Below are 15,838 nucleotides of genomic sequence, written 5' to 3' on the forward strand. Positions count from 1 at the left end.
GTAGTGACGGGCCCTGCCCGTCATGGGAGGCCGGCCAGGCTCAGTCCGCGCGACGCAGCAACCCGGTCTCGAACAGCACCGCCCCTTCCAGGTTCCGCGCCGACAGCAACCCACCATGCGCCCGGGCGAACTCGTGGGCAATGAACAGCCCCAGCCCGAGCCCGCGGCTGTCGTGGAAACTGGCCTTGAACGGCTCGAACAGGCGCGGCAGCAGCGCTTCCGGAATCTGCCCGGCATTGCGCACCTGCAGCCGCAGCGAATCGCCGGGAAGGCCACGCACCAGCACCTGCACCGGCGCATCACCGCCATGCAGCACCGCGTTGCCGATCAGGTTGGAGAGCAGCTGCGCCAGGCGGTCCGGATCGCCCTGCAGGCGCGTGTCGCCCTCCACCTGCAGCTCGATCTTCGCCTTCGGGTGGGCGCGGCCGACCTCGTTGACCACCACGGCGGCCACCTCGGCCAGGTCGCATTCCTCGGTCTGCAGGCGCAGGCCACCGCTGCGGATCCGCGAGAAATCCAGCAACTGCTCGACCATCCGCGCCATGCGCACCGCGCTGTTTTCCAGGTGCACCAGGGTCTGCTGCGCGGACGGGTCGTCGGGCAGGTCCAGCGACAGTTTGTCGGCGCACAGCAGGATCGCCGACAACGGCGTACGCAGGTCGTGGGTGAGCACCGCCATCATGGTTTCATTGAGCTTGAGCGCGTGCTCCAGGGCCTGGTTGCGCGCCTTGAGCAGCTGCTTCTGCTGGTAGAGCTCAATGAACACATTGACCTTGCTCATGATCACCTGCGGCTCGATCGGCTTGTGCAGGAAATCCACCGCGCCGCTTTCGTAGCCCTTGAAGGCGCGCACCGGGTCGTTCGGCGAGGCGGTCAGGAAGATGATCGGCACATCGCGGCTGCGCTGCGAACCGCGCATCAGCTCGGCCAGCGAAAAACCATCGATCTCCGGCATGTGCACGTCCAGCAGCGCCAGCGCCACTTCGTGTTCCAGCAGCAGTTCCAGCGCTTCGGCACCCGAGGCCGCGCACAGGATGTCCAGGCCGTCGCGGCGCAGCAGCGCCTCCATGGCGACCAGGTTCTGCGGGACGTCATCGACGATGAGCAGGTTCACGCGCTCGGTGGCCGGCGTCGTGGTGGACTCGATAAGGTTCATCGGGCAAGGCCTTTCATGCGCGAGCATAGGGAGGTGAGCGTCAGCACCGCATCGGCGCCGGCATGTGCCAGCGCAGCCGCCGGCATGATCGGGGAATAGGCATCATCGGGGCTTTGGATCCAGGCCTGCCCACCCGCGCTGCGGACCGCGGCAACGCCGGCGCTGCCGTCGTTGCTGGCCCCGGTCAGCAGGATGGCGAGCACGCCACTGCCGAACACCTCGGCGGCGCTTTCGAACAGCGGGTCGATCGCCGGCCGCGAGAACAGCACCGGCGCGTCCACCGACAACGCCAGGGTGCTGCGGCTTTCGACCAGCAGATGGTAGTCCGGCGGCGCGAAGGTCACCGTACCGGGCGCCAGCGGCTGCTTGTCCTCGGCTTCGCGTACCGCCAGCGGGCAACGCAGGCCGAGCAGGTCGGCGATCCGGCTGGGGCGGTCACGTGGCAGGTGCAGCACCACCAGCACCGGCATCGGCAGGTCCGCCGGCAGCGCGGCCAGCAGCTGCTGCAGCGCGCTCACGCCGCCGGCGGAGGCGCCGACCACGATGACCTCGAACTCGGACTGCTCGACCGGGGCGTCCATCAGGCCAGCTTCCGGTACAGGCGCTGTTCGCGCGCGCAGGCTTCGAATTCATCGGCGTGCTCGCCGAACTGCAGCGACTCCTTGCTGCCCAGGCCGAGGAAGCCACGGTGCACCAGCGCCTCATGGAACAGGCCAATGGCGCGGTCCTGCAGGGCGCGCTGGAAGTAGATAAGCACGTTGCGGCACGACACCAGGTGTACTTCGGAAAACACGGTGTCGGTGGCCAGGCTGTGGTCGGCGAACACGATGTTGCGCTTGAGCCGGCGGTCGAACACCACGCTGCCGTACCCGCTGCTGTAGTAATCCGACAACGAACCGGTGCCGCCCGCTTCCAGGTAGTTGCGGCTGAACTGGGCCATCCGGTCCAGCGCGAACGCGCCGGTTTCGGCGGCTTCCAGCGCATCGGGGTTGATGTCGGTGGCGTAGATGATGGCGCGGTCCAGCAGGCCTTCTTCCTGCAGCAGGATCGCCAGCGACCACACTTCCTCGCCGGTGCTGCAGCCGGCGATCCACAGCTTGATCGACGGATAGGTGCGCAGCACCGGGATGGCGTGCTCGCGCAGCATGCGGAAGTAGGCCGGGTCACGGAACATTTCCGAGACCTGCACGGTGAAGTACTGCATGGCCAGCGCAAAGGTTTCCGGCTCATGCAGCAGCCGGTGCTGCAGCGCGCCCATGTTATCGCACTCGAAGCGGGCCATGGCGTGGCGCATGCGCCGCCGCAGCGACGCCAGCGCGTAGTCGCGGAAGTCGTAGTGGTAGCGCTGGTATACGGCCTCCAACAGCAGCCGCAACTCCAGGTCGAACAGCTCGGCGTCGTTCATCGGCGCGAACACCACACGCGGCACAGCGAGACCAGCTTGTCCACGTCGATGGGCTTGGCGATGTAATCGTTGGCACCGGCCTGCAGGCAATGCTCGCGGTCATCGGGCATGGCCTTGGCGGTCAGCGCGATGATCGGCAGGTCGCGCCAGCGGTTGTCGCGGCGGATTTCGCGCATTGCGGTCAGCCCGTCCATCTCCGGCATCATGATGTCCATCAGCACCAGGTCGATGTCAGGGCCCAGTTTGTCCAGGGCTTCCCGGCCGTTGCGGGCGATTTCCAGCTTCACCCCCAGCGGCTCCAGCACGCTGGACAGGGCGAAGATGTTGCGCACGTCGTCCTCGGCCAGCAGCACGGTGCGCCCATCCAGCACCGCATCGCGGCGGCGCGCTTCGCGCAGCAGGCGCTGCTGGTCGCTGGGCAGCGAGGCTTCCACGCTGTGCAGGAACAGGGTCACTTCATCGAGCAGGCGCTCGGGCGAGCGCGCGCCCTTGATGATGATGCTCTTGGAATAGCGGCGCAGGCGCTGCTCTTCGTCGCGGGTCAGTGCGCGCCCGGTGTAGACGATGACCGGCGGGAAGGCGACCGCCTCGTTGCCGGCCATGTATTCGAGCAGGTCGTAGCCGGTGCCGTCGGGCAGCGCCAGGTCGGTGACCATGCAGTCGAAGGTGGAGGTGCCCAGTTCGGCCTTTGCTTCAGCGAGGCTGCCCACCGCGGTGATTTCCAGCTGGTCGCGGCCCAGCAGCAGCTGCAGGTTGGAGCGCAGCGCGCTGTCATCCTCGACGATCAGCAGGCGGCGCACGTCGCGCTCGCTGGTGGCTTCCAGCTGCTGGATCGCTTCGACCAGGCGTTCGCGCGTGGCCGGCTTGATCACATAACCGATCGCGCCCAGCTCCATCGCCACCTGCGAGCGTTCCAGCCCGGAGACCACGTGCACCGGGATATGGCGGGTGGCCGGGTCGCGCTTGAGCCGCTCCAGCACGCTCAGGCCGGACACATCGGGCAGGCCGATATCGAGCAGCACGCCGTTGGGGCGCAGCTCGGCGGCCAGCGCGAGGGCTTCTTCGGCGGTCTGCGCGACCACGCAGTCGAAGTCCAGCTCATGGGCCATGCCCACCAGCGCCTCGGCGAAGGTCACGTCGTCCTCGACCACCAGGATCATCCGCCCGGCGCGGCTGCGGCGGCCACGGTCATCCACCACGCGCGGTGAAGGGGCAGCGGCGGACGCGTCATGCGCGCTGCCGAACAGCGGCGCCGGTGCGGCCGGCTTGGCGGCCGGCGCCGGGCGCACGTCAGGCGCCGCCATCGGCGCTGCCGTCGCAGTACCCGCCGCCAGCGGCAGGTCCAGGGTGAAGCAGCTGCCGCGACCGGGCTCGCTGGACACGGAAATGCTGCCGCCCATGCGCGCGGCCAGGTCGCGCGAGATCGACAGGCCCAGGCCCGTGCCGCCGTAACGGCGCCGGGTGCTGCCATCGGCCTGGCGGAAGGCCTCGAAGATCACGTCGGTCTGCGCCTGCGGAATGCCGATACCGGTATCGGTCACCGCGAACTGGATGCGCCCTGCCCCGTTGCCGCGCACCACCAGCGAGACACTGCCGTGTTCGGTGAACTTGACCGCGTTGGCCAGCAGGTTCTTCAGGATCTGCTGCAGGCGCTGGCCATCGGCCACCAGCTGGCTGGGCGCATCGGTGTCGGCGCGGATGTCCAGCGCCAGGCCCTTCTGCGCGGCCAGCGGCTCGAAGGTTTCCTTCAGGCGCTGCAGCACGCTGGACACCGCCAGGTTTTCTTCGGCCAGTTCGACATGCCCGGCTTCGATGCGCGACAGGTCCAGGATGTCGTTGATCAGCGCCAGCAGGTCGTTGTTGGACGAGTGGATGGCCTGCGCGTACTTGACCTGTTCGGCGGTCAGCGTGCCGTCCTTGTTGTCGGCCAGCAGTTTGGCCAGGATCAGTGCGCTGTTGAGCGGGGTGCGCAGCTCGTGCGACATGTTGGCCAGGAACTCGGACTTGTAGCGCGAACTGGCCTCCAGTTCGCGGCTGTTCTGCACCAGCTGGCCCTGCGCGATCAGCAGTGCCTGCTGGCGCGATTCCAGTTCATGGGTGCGCTCTTCCAGCTGCACGTTGGTCTGTTCCAGCTCGGCCTGCTGCTGTTCCAGGTTGGCCTGCGAGTGCAGCAGGCTGCGGCTCTGTTCTTCCAGTTCTTCGTTGGCTACCCGCAGCTCTTCCTGCTGGGTCTGCAGCTCTTCGCTCTGGCGCTGGGTTTCTTCCAGCAGCTCCACCAGCTGCGCGCGCAGCAGTGCGGTGCGCAGCGCCATGCCGATCGGCTCGGCGCACTGCAACAGCAGTTCCAGTTCCAGTGAACGCGCCGGGGACACCCCCGCGCGCCCCAGCTCGATCAACCCGATCACCGCGCCATCAGCGGTGATCGGTCCCAGCAGGCGCTGGTGCACGGGGGTGCGGCCCAGCGCGGTTTCAATCTCAAGCAGGCTTTCGCTTTCTTCCAGCCGACGGGGCTGGCCCTGTCGCAGGACTTCGCCCCACTGCCCGGCAGACGCCTGGAGGGAATCGGGCAGGTGCGGCGGCAGCGCCGCGCCGCCAACCAGCACCAGGCGTTCGCCCTGCAGGCGATAGACCGCACCCACATCCGCGTTCAGCTGCGCGCACAGGGTGCGCATGGCTTCGTCGGCCAGCGTGCGCGGTTCCGGATCCCCGCGCAGGCTCACCGTCACCGCGTTCTCGCCTTCCTGCAGCCACAGCGCATCGGCGGCCGTACGGCGGGCCTGGATGGCCTTGATCACCGTCAACGCCATCAACAGGAAGCAGATCCCACCAATGGTGCGGTTGACGAAGGAAAATGCGGAATTGGTGCTCGCCGGGGCCAGGTGGTACCCGACGACCAGCAGGATGCAGGAGCCGGCCGCGACCAGCAGCGGCACCTCGAGCCGGCGCTGGAACAGGGTGATGCCCACCGCCATGAAGTACGTCAGCCACACCGCATAGCCCAGCGGAACCACCAGTTCCAAACCGATGGTGAAGGCCATCAGGCCGGCCGATGCCAGCCATATCCAGCGGTCGCGAGCGGTTGGCGCAGCATTCATGCACACGGTTCCAGCGTGAAAAGGGGTTCGATGTTAACCGAACTGTGAATTCGGGCGTTATACGCCAAATGGCGACGTGTTCAGAACCAATGTTGACACTATCTTCACATCACGGCTTCTACGGTTCAGCCCCTTAAAGGGGAGTAAAACCGCCGCCGTGGTCCAGGCAGTCACCGATATCGCGCCGCTTGCTGATGATCGTCTGCAGTTACAGCTGTTGATCGATCACGTGTCCGATCACGCGATTTACCTGCTTGACGCTCAAGGCTGCATCCGCAGCTGGAACCGGGGCTGCGAGCGGGTCAAGGGTTATTCCACCGAAGAAGTGATGGGGCAGCACGTGCGGCTGTTCTACGCCCCCGACGAGCGCGCCTCCGGCACCGCCGAACACACCCTCGGCCAAGCCGAGCAGCATGGCCGCTACGCTGGCGAAGGCTGGCGGGTGCGCCGCAGTGGTGAATGCTTCCGCGCCAGCGAGGTGATCGAAGCCGTGCGCCAGGACGGCACCCTGCTCGGCTTCGTCAAGGTCACCCAGGACGTCACCGAGCGCTACCACGCCCAGCGCCTGCTGCAGGACGCCCAGCGTGCCCGCGAGCAGTTGCAGCAGTTCGAGGGCGTGGGCCGGCTCACGCGTGGGCTGGCGCACGAATTCAACAATCTGCTGACCACCATCGGCAACGCGCTGGACCTGATCTCGCTGCGCCCCGGCGCCGATGCGCGCACCCGCGAACTGACCGAAATGGCCCAGGCCGCCGCCGACCGGGGCTCGCTGCTGACCCGCCAGCTGCTGGCGTTCTCGGCCGACCAGACCCTGGTACGCGAGCCTTTGCAGGTAGCGCGGCTGTTCGAACAGGAACTGCCGGTGCTGCAGCGGGCCTGCCCGGACAACATCCGGCTGCGTCTGGAAGTGCCTTTCGACCTACCTCGAATCACCACCGATGGCGTACAGTTGCATACCGCTGTACTGAACCTGCTGCTCAACAGCTGCGAGGCCATGCCGCAGGGCGGGACCATCACCATCAGTGCCACGGCCGAACACCGCCTGGCCCCGGACCTGGCCAACCCCACGCAGCGCCGCTATGTGGCCATCGCGGTGACGGACCACGGCAATGGCATGCCGCCGGATGTGGCCGAGCGTGCCAGCGAACCGTTCTTCACCACCAAGGAAGTCGGCAAGGGCAGCGGTCTGGGCCTGAGCCAGGTATTTGGCTTCGTGTCCCAGTGCGACGGTTTCGTCGATGTACAGACCGCCCCCGGACGCGGCACCACTGTCCGTTTGTTGTTACCTGCCCTAGAGGAAGTCGCGCATGTCTGAGCCCCTTCGTGTGTTGATGGTCGAAGACCAGGAAGACCTGCGCGAGCTGATCGGACAGGCGCTGCGTGATTTCGGCATCGATGTGCATACGGCGACCGACGGCCCGTCGGCCGTTCAATTGATCGATCTGAACGGCGGTTTCGATGTCGTGTTCAGCGACATCAACATGCCCGAAGGCATGAGCGGCCTGGAACTGAGCGCGCATGTCGCCAATGCCCTGCCGAACGCCCGGATGATCCTGTCGTCCGGCTATGCGCGCTCCCAGTTGCCGCCGCTTCCGGATAATGTTGAATTCCTGCCGAAACCCTACCGGCTCAAGCAATTGATGACGCTGTTGAAGGAATCGTCGCCGGCGACCTGATGCGCGTCGAGGTGAATGCTTCATACCTGAATGGCGCACTTCACACCGGCACTGCAAACGCGGCGGGATAGTACCTGCGTACTCCGTTTGACAGGACGCACGGAATGCTCGACCGCAGCCAGGATCTGGAACGCATTGCGCTGATCGAAGCGCTCAACGTAATGGATCCCGCCTTGGGGCGCTCGCTGGACCCGGTCACCGAACTGGCGGCGTTTACCTTCGGCACCGCCATTGCGCTGATCTCCATCGTCGACGCCGACTCGCAGCGCTTCATCTCGCGGGTCGGGCTGGCGCTGGAACGCACCGACCGCCACCACTCGATCTGCTCGTGCGCGCTGCAGTCCAGCGGGATCCTGCAGATCGAAGACCTGCGCCAGGACCCCCGCTTCCACGACAACCCGATCGTGGCCGGCCCCGAGCAGATGCGTTTCTACGCCGGCGCGCCTTTGGTGACCCGCAACGGCATCGCGCTCGGCACGCTGTGCCTGATGGACCGCACCCCGCGCGTGCTGACCGCCGACGAGCAGCGCCAGCTGCAGACCCTGGCGCGGATCGTGGTCAACCAGATGGAACTGAAGATGTCGCTGGGCCGGCGCGAGCCGATCAGCGGGCTGCCCAACCGCCAGCAGTTCCAGGCCGACCTGAGCGTGCTCGGTCGCCAGGACGGCGGCAACCAGTTCACCGGCGTGCTGCTGGATGTATTCGACCTGCAGAGCGCCAACGACGCCGGCCAGGCGCTGGGCCTTAAACCGGTGGAATCCCTGCTCCGGCAGGCTTCTCTGCGCGTGCAGGAAGTGCTGACCGACGACGTGCAGGTCTACCACGTGGCCTCCACCCGGTTCGCCTTTGTGGTGCGCAACCACGACCACGCGCAGGTCGAGGCGTTGATGCAGCGGCTGCGCGAGCGCATGCGGCGGCCGTTGATGGTCGGCAGCATTCCAATGTCGCCGCAGTTCCACGCCGGGCTGTGCGATTTCCGTGCCGATCCGGATGAAGCCGGCGACCTGGTGCGCAAATGCATGGTGGCCTTGAACCACGCACTCCAGACCGACGCGTGCCTGTGCTGGTACTCGGCCGACCGCGATGCGCACCTGCGCCGCCGCTACCGGCTCGCCTCGGATGCCGCGCGCGGGCTGGCCCAGGACCAGTTCAGCCTGGTCTACCAGCCGCGGTATGACCTTCGCGATGGCCAGCCGGTGTCGGCCGAAGCGTTGCTGCGCTGGACCCACCCGATGCTGGGACCCATCACCCCGGGTGAGTTCATTCCGGTGCTGGAGTGCACGGCGCTGATGCCGGCGCTCAGCCAATGGGTGATCGAGCACGCCTTCGCGCAGGCGGCGCGCTGGCAGCAGCTGCTGCCGGGGTTCACCTTGTCGATCAATCTGTCCCCGCGCGATTTCGATAACGCCAACCTGTGGACCGGCATGGCCGAGCGTCTTCAGGCGAACGGGCTGGTGCCCTCGCAGATCGAAGTGGAGATCACCGAAGGCCAGTGGCTGCACAGCCACCCCGCCGCCCTGCCCCAGCTGCGCGCGATGGCCGCTGCCGGCGTGCGCATCGCCATCGACGACTTCGGCAGTGGTTACAGCAACTTCGGGTACCTGAGCGAAGTGCCGATCAGCCACATCAAGGTGGACCAGAGCCTGGTCACCGGCCTGGCGCGATCGCGTACCGCGCGGCTGAAGGTGGAGGCCATCATCCGGCTCGCCCAGCAGCTGGGCTACCGCACCGTGGCCGAGGGTGTGGAGCATGAGTCCGAACTGTCGCTGCTGCGGCTGTGGGACTGCAACGAGGCGCAGGGGTATTACCTGGCCCGGCCGATGAGCGCCGATGCCGTCACGCAGTTGGTGCTGGCCTGTCGCGCCGGGCCGCCGAGCGATATCGACAGCGACTAGCCTTCGGTTGGAACCGTGACCAGTACACACAGGCAGATCGGCCTGTCCTGCTAGCATCGGGGTACCGAAGATCTGTCTCGTTCGCCCCGATGATTCGCTGCGCGGCCCTGTACGCGAACGCCCGGCTGGAGTGCCACCTTGAAGCGACTGACCCTGTTCTGCCTGACCGCCGTATTGATGACGGCCTGTAACCGTTCGGAGCCTGCCATGAGCCATGACCTGTCCAACGCCGAAGCCGATGTCGCTGCCGGTGGGCGTGGGCTTGCCACCCTCAACCCAGCACCGGTCAAGGCATACCAGATCACGCTGCGCCTCCATGGCGCACCCGGCGCGTTCCAGCATGTCCGCGGGACGGCCCAGTACGACGTCATCAATGAAGACCAGTGCGGCAACATCGAAACGGCCACGGGCACAGCATCGCGCATCACCAGCCAGGAACCACTGGAGCTGACCCGCATCTCCGACGAGGAATACCAAGGCACTGTGTATCTGGACCGCATGAAGGACCAGGATTACTACGGGCGCGGGATCTGCCGTTGGGAGTTCACTGGCGCAGGTGCGCTGCTGAAGGCCACTGGCGCGCAGGAGGAGACGCGGTTCCTGACGTTCGTGGATGCACCGGATCTGGTGGCTGGCAAGACATACACCCGGTATTACCCTAAGCATGACTACCCGCGCGCGGGACCCGTGGAGGGCCGTCCGGACCTGCCTTGGCGGGATGACTATCCGTCTCGCGGACGAGAGGACCGCAACGAATTCGTTCCCGCGCTCCAGGACAAGCTGTTCTCAATCACCGTTTCGGCCGTTGCGATCAAGGCATGAGTGTTACAAGCCAAGACTACGCCGCTCTCTCGGACGATGCCTACAAGGATCGCGCTGTAGGCCGCCGAGAGCCTGGCCAGGAAGAGAAGGTCTACCTCAACGGCCACCAGTACAAAATACTTGAGCACGTTGATGACCGGCGGACCGGCTACCAGGGAACCGCCTACCAGCGGGTGGATACGCAGGACATCATCGTTGCCCATCGCGGCACGCAGGAGCTGATCAAGGATGGCGTTGTCACCGACGCTGTCATGGTCACAGCCCGCAGAAACCCGCAGGCCGCTCAGGCCCTCGCCCTCTCAGGCCGCGCGGTGGCGGATGCGGAGCGACTCGGCATTGAAACCGGTCGGGTGCCAGAGGTGACCGTGACAGGCCACTCACTGGGCGGCTCGCTGGCCCAGATCACCGCCCATCATTACGGGCTCAAAGGCGAAACCTTCAACGCCTACGGTGCGGTCAGCCTGAGCGGCTACCGCATCCCGGAAGGTGGCCACAGCGTAATCAACCACGTCATGGCCGCCGATGCCGTCAGCGCGGCCTCGCCACACTTTGGCGAGGTGCGGGTGTATGCCCGGCAGCAGGAGATCGACACCCTGTCCAAGGCGCAATACAGCAACAGCGCCCTCAACCTGCTGATACCCGACTACCCGCTCGTCGCGGCGACCGCATCGCTGGACTCCCACAAGATGGGTCAGTTCCTTGGCGACCAATCGGTGTTGGCCACTGGCCGAGCGCGCATGCTGGCCGACGACAATGCCCGGATGATCGGCGAGTACCGCAGTGACATCGAGGGACTGCGCACGGGAGCAACCGTCATCTCCCGAGGTGTCCCGGGCGGTGTGATGGATGCCTACGACAAGATGCGCGGGCCGCTAGAACCGGGCGAACCCGGTCGCCGCGATACGGAACAACACCGCAACGACCAGAGCAGTTCACGCATGGATGAGGCGGGCCATCCGGGGTACTCGCTGTTCCAGGATGCCCGGCGTGGCGTCCATTCCCAGGATGCGCGCGTAGGACGCGTACCCGATCACGCCAGCGACCAGCTCGCCGGCAGCCTGGCCACGGAAATGCATGCCGCCGGTGGTACGCGTATCGATGCCGTGCTGATGAGCGGCGATGCCGCCCGCACGTTTGCCGTACAGGGCAAGGTAGATGATCCAGCCCACCTGCGCGTCAGCGTCGACACCGTGGTTGCCATGAACACGCCGCTGGAGCAGAGCAGCCGCCAGATGGAGGCCACCGCCGCCAGCCAACAGCTGGAGCAGCAGAACCGCCAGCTGACCGAAAGCCAGGCTGCCACGCGCAGCATGACCGCCTGACGTCCGGCATCCACCCCGTCGCTGCCATAATGCGACCTTTCCAACGCCTGCATTTCCCCATGTCCGACCTTGCGCCCCTGCCCGTCCTTGCCCCGGGCCGCTACCGCCATTTCAAGGGCGGCAACTATCAGGTGATCGACGTGGTGCGCCACAGCGAGACCTTGCTGCCGATGGTGTTGTATCGCCCGCTCGACGAGGACCTGGGACTGTGGGTGCGACCGTACGAGATGTTCACCGCGCAGGTCGAGGTGGACGGTGTGCTGCGGCCACGGTTCGCGTTGGTGGACCAAAGCTGAGCTGGCGCAGTCGCCGCTGCGCGCACAAAAAGAAAGCGCCCCGAGGGGCGCTTTTTTGCTACGGGATCAAAGCCATGGACTCAAGGCGTCGCGGTCACACCCTGAGCTGAGGCGCCGACCACGATGAACGGGTCGCGCCCGGCATCGGCGTAGGCACCGCAGCTGGCGTCGCCCGGTGCGACCGGATCGCACGGCCACACCACGCGCGGCACGGTATCGCGCGGCTCGAAGCGCTCGCCATTCCAGACCGCGAAGCCCAGGTGCAACCGGCCCCATTCGCCGTAGCTGCGCGGCTCGGGCTTCTCGGTGGTGCCGACGTCCACATACCAGCGCAACGCCGGGCCAAACTGCAGTTTGCCCGCATCGAGCTGCACGCGCGCGCCGTCGGCGCCGTAACGCTTCCGGTCAGCATCGGACAGCAACGGCTCTGCCGGCAGCGCCTGCTGAGTGATGTCCACCGGCGCCGCGCCAGCACTCACGCGGTAGACGCGCTGCTGCACCAGCCCCTCGCGGCAGCTGCCGGCCGGCAGACGCACCGTCTTGACCGGCTCGGCGTCGGGGCCGCGGTTGTCGGCACACGCGAACGGGCCGGACACCAGGTACACCGTGGTGGACGGGTCAGCGCCTTCTAACGAACGCACCCAGACATCGCCCTGCACCGCCAGGAAGTCCGGGCGCAGCCCGTAGCCCGGCACGGCCTTGAACCATCCCTTCTGAGAGACCTGGCGCTCGCGCCAAGTGCGCGGCAGCAGCAGTTGCTGTTCCGGAATGGACACCAGCAACGCTGAAAGGTGCGGCGGCAGCGTGCCTTGGCAGGCACCGATCAGGAGGTCCGCCTGCGTGGCCAGACGCGCTGCCAGGTCATTCGGACAACGCGCACCGAGCTGACGCTCGATCTGGTTGTTCTCATTGGCAAGCCTCGGGATAAGCAGCGGGCGTGGCGCGACGTGCGCCGGTTCGGAAGAAGCTTCTGGTTCGGCTGGCGGACTGGTCGTTGACGGTGTTTCCACCGATGCAGCTGCCGCTGGCGCCGCCGCCTCCACGGAAGCGGAAGGGATCACAGGACGTTGCGCCGCCGCAGCCGACACAGGTGCCGAAATGGTGGCCGTGGGATCGACTGTCGCTGCAGGCACCGCCGCCGGCGCCTCGACTGCGCCTTCGAGGTCGGCGGTGGATACCACATCCTCAACTTTTTCAATCGTAGCGGAAGGCTCTCGACTCACCGGTTCAACCGGCCGAGGCTCAATGCCCGGAGTCACAGTCGCTGGCAGATTGACCAGGGCCGGCCCAGAGACATTCGTCGCTTCCTGATCACTCATCGAAGCAGGTGTTGGGGGCGCATTGGTCGGACTGGCGACGCCTGCTGCCTCGCTAACCGCCGATGCGGGAGATACAACCTCTGGTGTCGTCTGAGCTTGCACAGTGAATGTGGCAAGCGGCAACAGCAGCAGAAGCGATGCCGAACAGCCGACTTCCAAGCTACGGCAGATAACCGAATTCTTACGCATCATGTCGTCCTTGAACTAATAAATGAACTGTAGGGGTCATGTATGCACCGCAACGATTCGACGTTGCGGCATACCACCATGTTCGCGCTCCGCGCCTTTCAATTACGCGAATTCCGTCACAAGTAGTCAGGTTGCACTCTCCGCAGGGGTCGCCGTGTTCCGACGACTACGTTCCACGAATGGCAATAAATCAGAACCTCTCAAAATACGGCATGCTGCACTCAGCGTAGATCGTCGTACAGCTATGGCTGCCGGACTTCCTGCATGCCGCTGTCGCGCGCTCAAGCGCGATCTCCTTCGTCGCCCCCGTATCGAGTCGTGTCCCAAGCGACTTGTCCGCCTGGATCACCGCTGCGCACTGGTTCTTGAATGTCAGCCCCTCCTTGCAGTCAGTAGCCCCCCATTGAGAGCACTTCTCGACGGCACCCGCGACAGCTTCCGCCTTTGACATCTTTCCGACGACTGCCCCAGCATCCCCCGACTTGGAAAAGGCAACCGCCCCCCAGGTCTTGTGCCATCGTCCTGTCGGGACCGGATCGCCGCTCCCGCCGGAACCTGCACCGGTTGGTGCACAGCCCCCTGCCCCTTGTCCGCCGATGGGATACTGCCCTGGAGGGCACCGTCCCTCAGCAACTGAGCGTCCAACGACGCCCGTGGACAGCACTATTATCGACAACAGGAACCCTATCGCTCGGTTATGCGTCCGGACCACCTAGTCACCCCCTCACCTGAATGATCTGAACTCAGACATGCTGCAAGCAGAGTAGACAATGCTGCACTTTTGACCACCTTGGGCGCTGCCGCACTGGGCGAGAGCCAGGTTCTTCGCTTGATCCTCCGTCTCTGCATGCGCAGCAATCGAAGTTCCTGTTTCGCCGTTCAAGCTCTCCGCAGTTGCATCGGCAAGTGCCGCGCACTGATTGAAGTAGGTCAAACGCGTCTTACACGCTTTCCCGCCCAACTTTTCGCACTCAGCAGTCGCAGCTGCAATTGCCTGCCGCTTCGACTTCATGGAAACCGATGCTCCAGTAGCAAGCGTGGTCAGGTCTTCCGAAATAGCCCCCCAACGCGTCTCCCACTTACCAGTCGGAATGGGCCCTCGCGCATCGGCACCACCCGACGATGGGATCGGGGCGCAGCCACCTGTCCCTTGCCCGCCAACCGGATACTGGCCGGGAGGGCATCGACCTTCTGCAAGCGAGGTTGTTGGAACAGCCATCAAAACAAGAATCAGAACAGCCAAGGCTCGATTTTTACCGAACTCCATGCTCTTTATCTGACGAAGGGCCCGAAGGCGCGCATCGAAGAACACATGGACGCTCGCTGAAGAATCCTGACTCAATGCGGGATCACTCGATTGTTCGTGCAGGGCAATGTCAATACGACTCGAACTCAGGCTTCGCGCACGCTGCGTAGATCACATTGCATCCAATACCACCATCGGAAGCGCAGCGGTCCATCGCCAGCTTTTCGGCCTTCTCCTTGGTTTCGGCGCGACCGAAACTTGTGCCACCATCCCCAGAAGTTGGCACCGTCGCTGCACCGCACTGATTCTTGAATGTGAAAGCAACCTTGCAGGAACGGCCCCCACTCTTCGCGCAGTTAGCCTCAGAGTCCTTCGCTGCGTCAGCCTTGCTGAGCTTGCCCGTCGATGCACCTGCCGCTCCATCGGTCGAGATCGCAATTGCGCCCCACGTCTTGTGCCAAACACCAGTGGGACGTGGAGAACTCGAACCAGCTTCTGATCCGGAACTGAGGATTGGCGCACATCCCTGAACGCCCTGCCCTCCAATCGGGTACTGACCGGGAGGACAGCGTCCTTCCGCGATCGCGGTCACAGGAAGCAATACCAGACCTACAAGGACAATCAGTACTCGAATCACAGGCCGCTCCTGATTCCGTTCAAGCGCATAAGCCGTTCAGAAAGATTTGAACTCGGACATGCTACACGCAGAATAAGAGACGGTGCAGTCCCCACCGCCATTCGCTTGCTTACAGTCACGAACTGCCAGACCCTTTGCCTGCTCAAGCGTTTCCGCATGCGCAGCAATGGAAGTGCCACCAGCTATGACGCCAGACGAAGTGCCAGGATCCGCTATTGCAGCGCATTGGTTGTAGTAGGCGAGACGAACTTCACACTTGTTCCCGCCTTGTTTTCTACACTCATCCATCGCAAGTGACGACGCAGCGCGCTTTGACTTTTGGGAAACAGCCGCCCCCGTAGCGAGAGGTGCACCCGGACTGGGAGACTTGTCTTCAGCAATCGCACCCCAGCGCGTTTCCCACTTCCCGGTTGGTCGAGGAGAAACGCCATTTTCCCCCGCCCCGCCGCCGGGAATAGGCGCGCAACCTTGAACACCCTGTCCGCCGATAGGGTAGAAGCCTGGTGGACATGCGCCTTCCGCGAATGCGGCGCAGGGTGCGAGAGCCAGACTAAACAGCATGATCGCACTTCTCATAAACTACTCCCATGCTCCATGACTACCCCTAACTCCAGCTAAGAGCGGGCAAAGCCCTGGGCAATACGTCCACCTGAACGAAGCACGTCGGACTTGGAAACGCAGGTGGTGGAGCAGACGACCTCACCACTCCGCTTACCAACGGTGCCTCCCTATCCATTTCAGCTCATAGCTTGACGTAAGCCCGTCAGGCCACGAGGAAAA

Annotated in this window: 15 protein-coding genes; 6 read left to right on the forward strand and 9 right to left on the reverse strand. The window is 65.0% G+C overall.

Features of this window, described 5'->3' with window-relative positions; translation table 11 throughout:
- Positions 1–40: 40 nt before the first annotated feature.
- Genes SOM39_RS00325 through SOM39_RS00340 form a run of 4 tightly spaced genes read right to left on the reverse strand, consistent with a single transcriptional unit; the run spans position 41 to position 5,656 of the window.
- Positions 41–1,156 carry a hybrid sensor histidine kinase/response regulator gene (locus SOM39_RS00325; RefSeq protein WP_068852699.1) on the reverse strand — a complete coding sequence of 372 codons (1,116 nt, stop codon included), beginning with the start codon at positions 1,154–1,156 and terminating at the stop codon, positions 41–43.
- Complete coding sequence (locus SOM39_RS00330; protein ID WP_320457148.1) at positions 1,153–1,737, reverse strand: chemotaxis protein CheB; 585 nt, start codon at positions 1,735–1,737, stop codon at positions 1,153–1,155. The genes SOM39_RS00325 and SOM39_RS00330 overlap by 4 nt, the downstream gene beginning before the upstream one ends.
- Complete coding sequence (locus SOM39_RS00335) at positions 1,737–2,561, reverse strand: CheR family methyltransferase (protein ID WP_068854687.1); 825 nt, start codon at positions 2,559–2,561, stop codon at positions 1,737–1,739. Before SOM39_RS00335 ends, SOM39_RS00330 begins: the two co-directional genes overlap by 1 nt.
- Positions 2,558–5,656 (reverse strand): response regulator, encoded by a 3,099-nt coding sequence (locus tag SOM39_RS00340; protein WP_320457149.1) that lies wholly within the window; start codon positions 5,654–5,656, stop codon positions 2,558–2,560. Before SOM39_RS00340 ends, SOM39_RS00335 begins: the two co-directional genes overlap by 4 nt.
- A 157-nt stretch (positions 5,657–5,813) precedes the next feature.
- On the opposite strand from SOM39_RS00340, the gene SOM39_RS00345 reads away from it, so the two are divergent.
- The 6 genes from SOM39_RS00345 (at position 5,814) to SOM39_RS00370 (ending at position 11,667) form a co-directional block, all read left to right on the forward strand.
- On the forward strand, positions 5,814–6,971 hold the full coding sequence (locus tag SOM39_RS00345) for a two-component system sensor histidine kinase NtrB (protein ID WP_320457150.1): 1,158 nt from the start codon (positions 5,814–5,816) through the stop codon (positions 6,969–6,971).
- Entirely contained in the window at positions 6,964–7,332 is a 369-nt protein-coding gene (locus SOM39_RS00350) for a response regulator (protein WP_095362691.1), read from the forward strand. The genes SOM39_RS00345 and SOM39_RS00350 overlap by 8 nt, the downstream gene beginning before the upstream one ends.
- Positions 7,333–7,436: 104 nt before the next feature.
- Entirely contained in the window at positions 7,437–9,227 is a 1,791-nt protein-coding gene (locus SOM39_RS00355; RefSeq protein WP_320457151.1) for a sensor domain-containing phosphodiesterase, read from the forward strand.
- Between the two features lie 138 nt (positions 9,228–9,365).
- Entirely contained in the window at positions 9,366–10,049 is a 684-nt protein-coding gene (locus SOM39_RS00360; protein WP_210130539.1) for a hypothetical protein, read from the forward strand.
- Entirely contained in the window at positions 10,046–11,371 is a 1,326-nt protein-coding gene (locus SOM39_RS00365; protein ID WP_320457152.1) for an XVIPCD domain-containing protein, read from the forward strand. The genes SOM39_RS00360 and SOM39_RS00365 overlap by 4 nt, the downstream gene beginning before the upstream one ends.
- 59 nt (positions 11,372–11,430) lie before the next feature.
- On the forward strand, positions 11,431–11,667 hold the full coding sequence (locus SOM39_RS00370) for a DUF1653 domain-containing protein (RefSeq protein WP_320457153.1): 237 nt from the start codon (positions 11,431–11,433) through the stop codon (positions 11,665–11,667).
- Between the two features lie 80 nt (positions 11,668–11,747).
- Here the strand turns inward: SOM39_RS00370 and SOM39_RS00375 are convergent, their stop codons facing one another.
- From SOM39_RS00375 to SOM39_RS00395, 5 genes are all read right to left on the reverse strand, one after another.
- Positions 11,748–13,175, reverse strand: coding sequence for a hypothetical protein (locus SOM39_RS00375; protein WP_320457154.1), 1,428 nt, complete (start codon positions 13,173–13,175; stop codon positions 11,748–11,750).
- Between the two features lie 190 nt (positions 13,176–13,365).
- Entirely contained in the window at positions 13,366–13,887 is a 522-nt protein-coding gene (locus SOM39_RS00380) for a DUF4189 domain-containing protein (protein ID WP_320457155.1), read from the reverse strand.
- Positions 13,888–13,899: 12 nt separating this feature from the next.
- Positions 13,900–14,517, reverse strand: coding sequence for a DUF4189 domain-containing protein (locus SOM39_RS00385; protein WP_320457156.1), 618 nt, complete (start codon positions 14,515–14,517; stop codon positions 13,900–13,902).
- Between the two features lie 34 nt (positions 14,518–14,551).
- Positions 14,552–15,058: a DUF4189 domain-containing protein gene (locus tag SOM39_RS00390; protein WP_320457157.1), complete on the reverse strand. Its 507-nt coding sequence runs from the start codon at positions 15,056–15,058 to the stop codon at positions 14,552–14,554.
- Positions 15,059–15,094: 36 nt separating this feature from the next.
- Positions 15,095–15,634, reverse strand: a complete 540-nt coding sequence (locus SOM39_RS00395) for a DUF4189 domain-containing protein (RefSeq protein ID WP_320457158.1) — start codon at positions 15,632–15,634, stop codon at positions 15,095–15,097.
- Between the last annotated feature and the right edge of the window lie 204 nt (positions 15,635–15,838).

It is taken from the genome of Stenotrophomonas sp. CFBP8994 (genome assembly GCF_034044835.1).
Lineage (GTDB): Bacteria > Pseudomonadota > Gammaproteobacteria > Xanthomonadales > Xanthomonadaceae > Stenotrophomonas > Stenotrophomonas rhizophila_A.

Excerpts from the sequence above, each read along its gene's own strand:
- SOM39_RS00395 (WP_320457158.1), bottom strand. The coding sequence starts at position 15,634 with ATGAGAAGTGCGATCATGCTGTTTAGTCTGGCTCTCGCACCCTGCGCC.
- SOM39_RS00335 (WP_068854687.1), bottom strand. The coding sequence starts at position 2,561 with ATGAACGACGCCGAGCTGTTCGACCTGGAGTTGCGGCTGCTGTTGGAG.
- SOM39_RS00325 (WP_068852699.1), bottom strand. The coding sequence starts at position 1,156 with ATGAACCTTATCGAGTCCACCACGACGCCGGCCACCGAGCGCGTGAAC.
- SOM39_RS00340 (WP_320457149.1), bottom strand. The coding sequence starts at position 5,656 with ATGAATGCTGCGCCAACCGCTCGCGACCGCTGGATATGGCTGGCATCG.
- SOM39_RS00330 (WP_320457148.1), bottom strand. The coding sequence starts at position 1,737 with ATGGACGCCCCGGTCGAGCAGTCCGAGTTCGAGGTCATCGTGGTCGGC.
- SOM39_RS00375 (WP_320457154.1), bottom strand. The coding sequence starts at position 13,175 with ATGCGTAAGAATTCGGTTATCTGCCGTAGCTTGGAAGTCGGCTGTTCG.
- SOM39_RS00355 (WP_320457151.1), top strand. The coding sequence starts at position 7,437 with ATGCTCGACCGCAGCCAGGATCTGGAACGCATTGCGCTGATCGAAGCG.
- SOM39_RS00350 (WP_095362691.1), top strand. The coding sequence starts at position 6,964 with ATGTCTGAGCCCCTTCGTGTGTTGATGGTCGAAGACCAGGAAGACCTG.
- SOM39_RS00370 (WP_320457153.1), top strand. The coding sequence starts at position 11,431 with ATGTCCGACCTTGCGCCCCTGCCCGTCCTTGCCCCGGGCCGCTACCGC.
- SOM39_RS00365 (WP_320457152.1), top strand. The coding sequence starts at position 10,046 with ATGAGTGTTACAAGCCAAGACTACGCCGCTCTCTCGGACGATGCCTAC.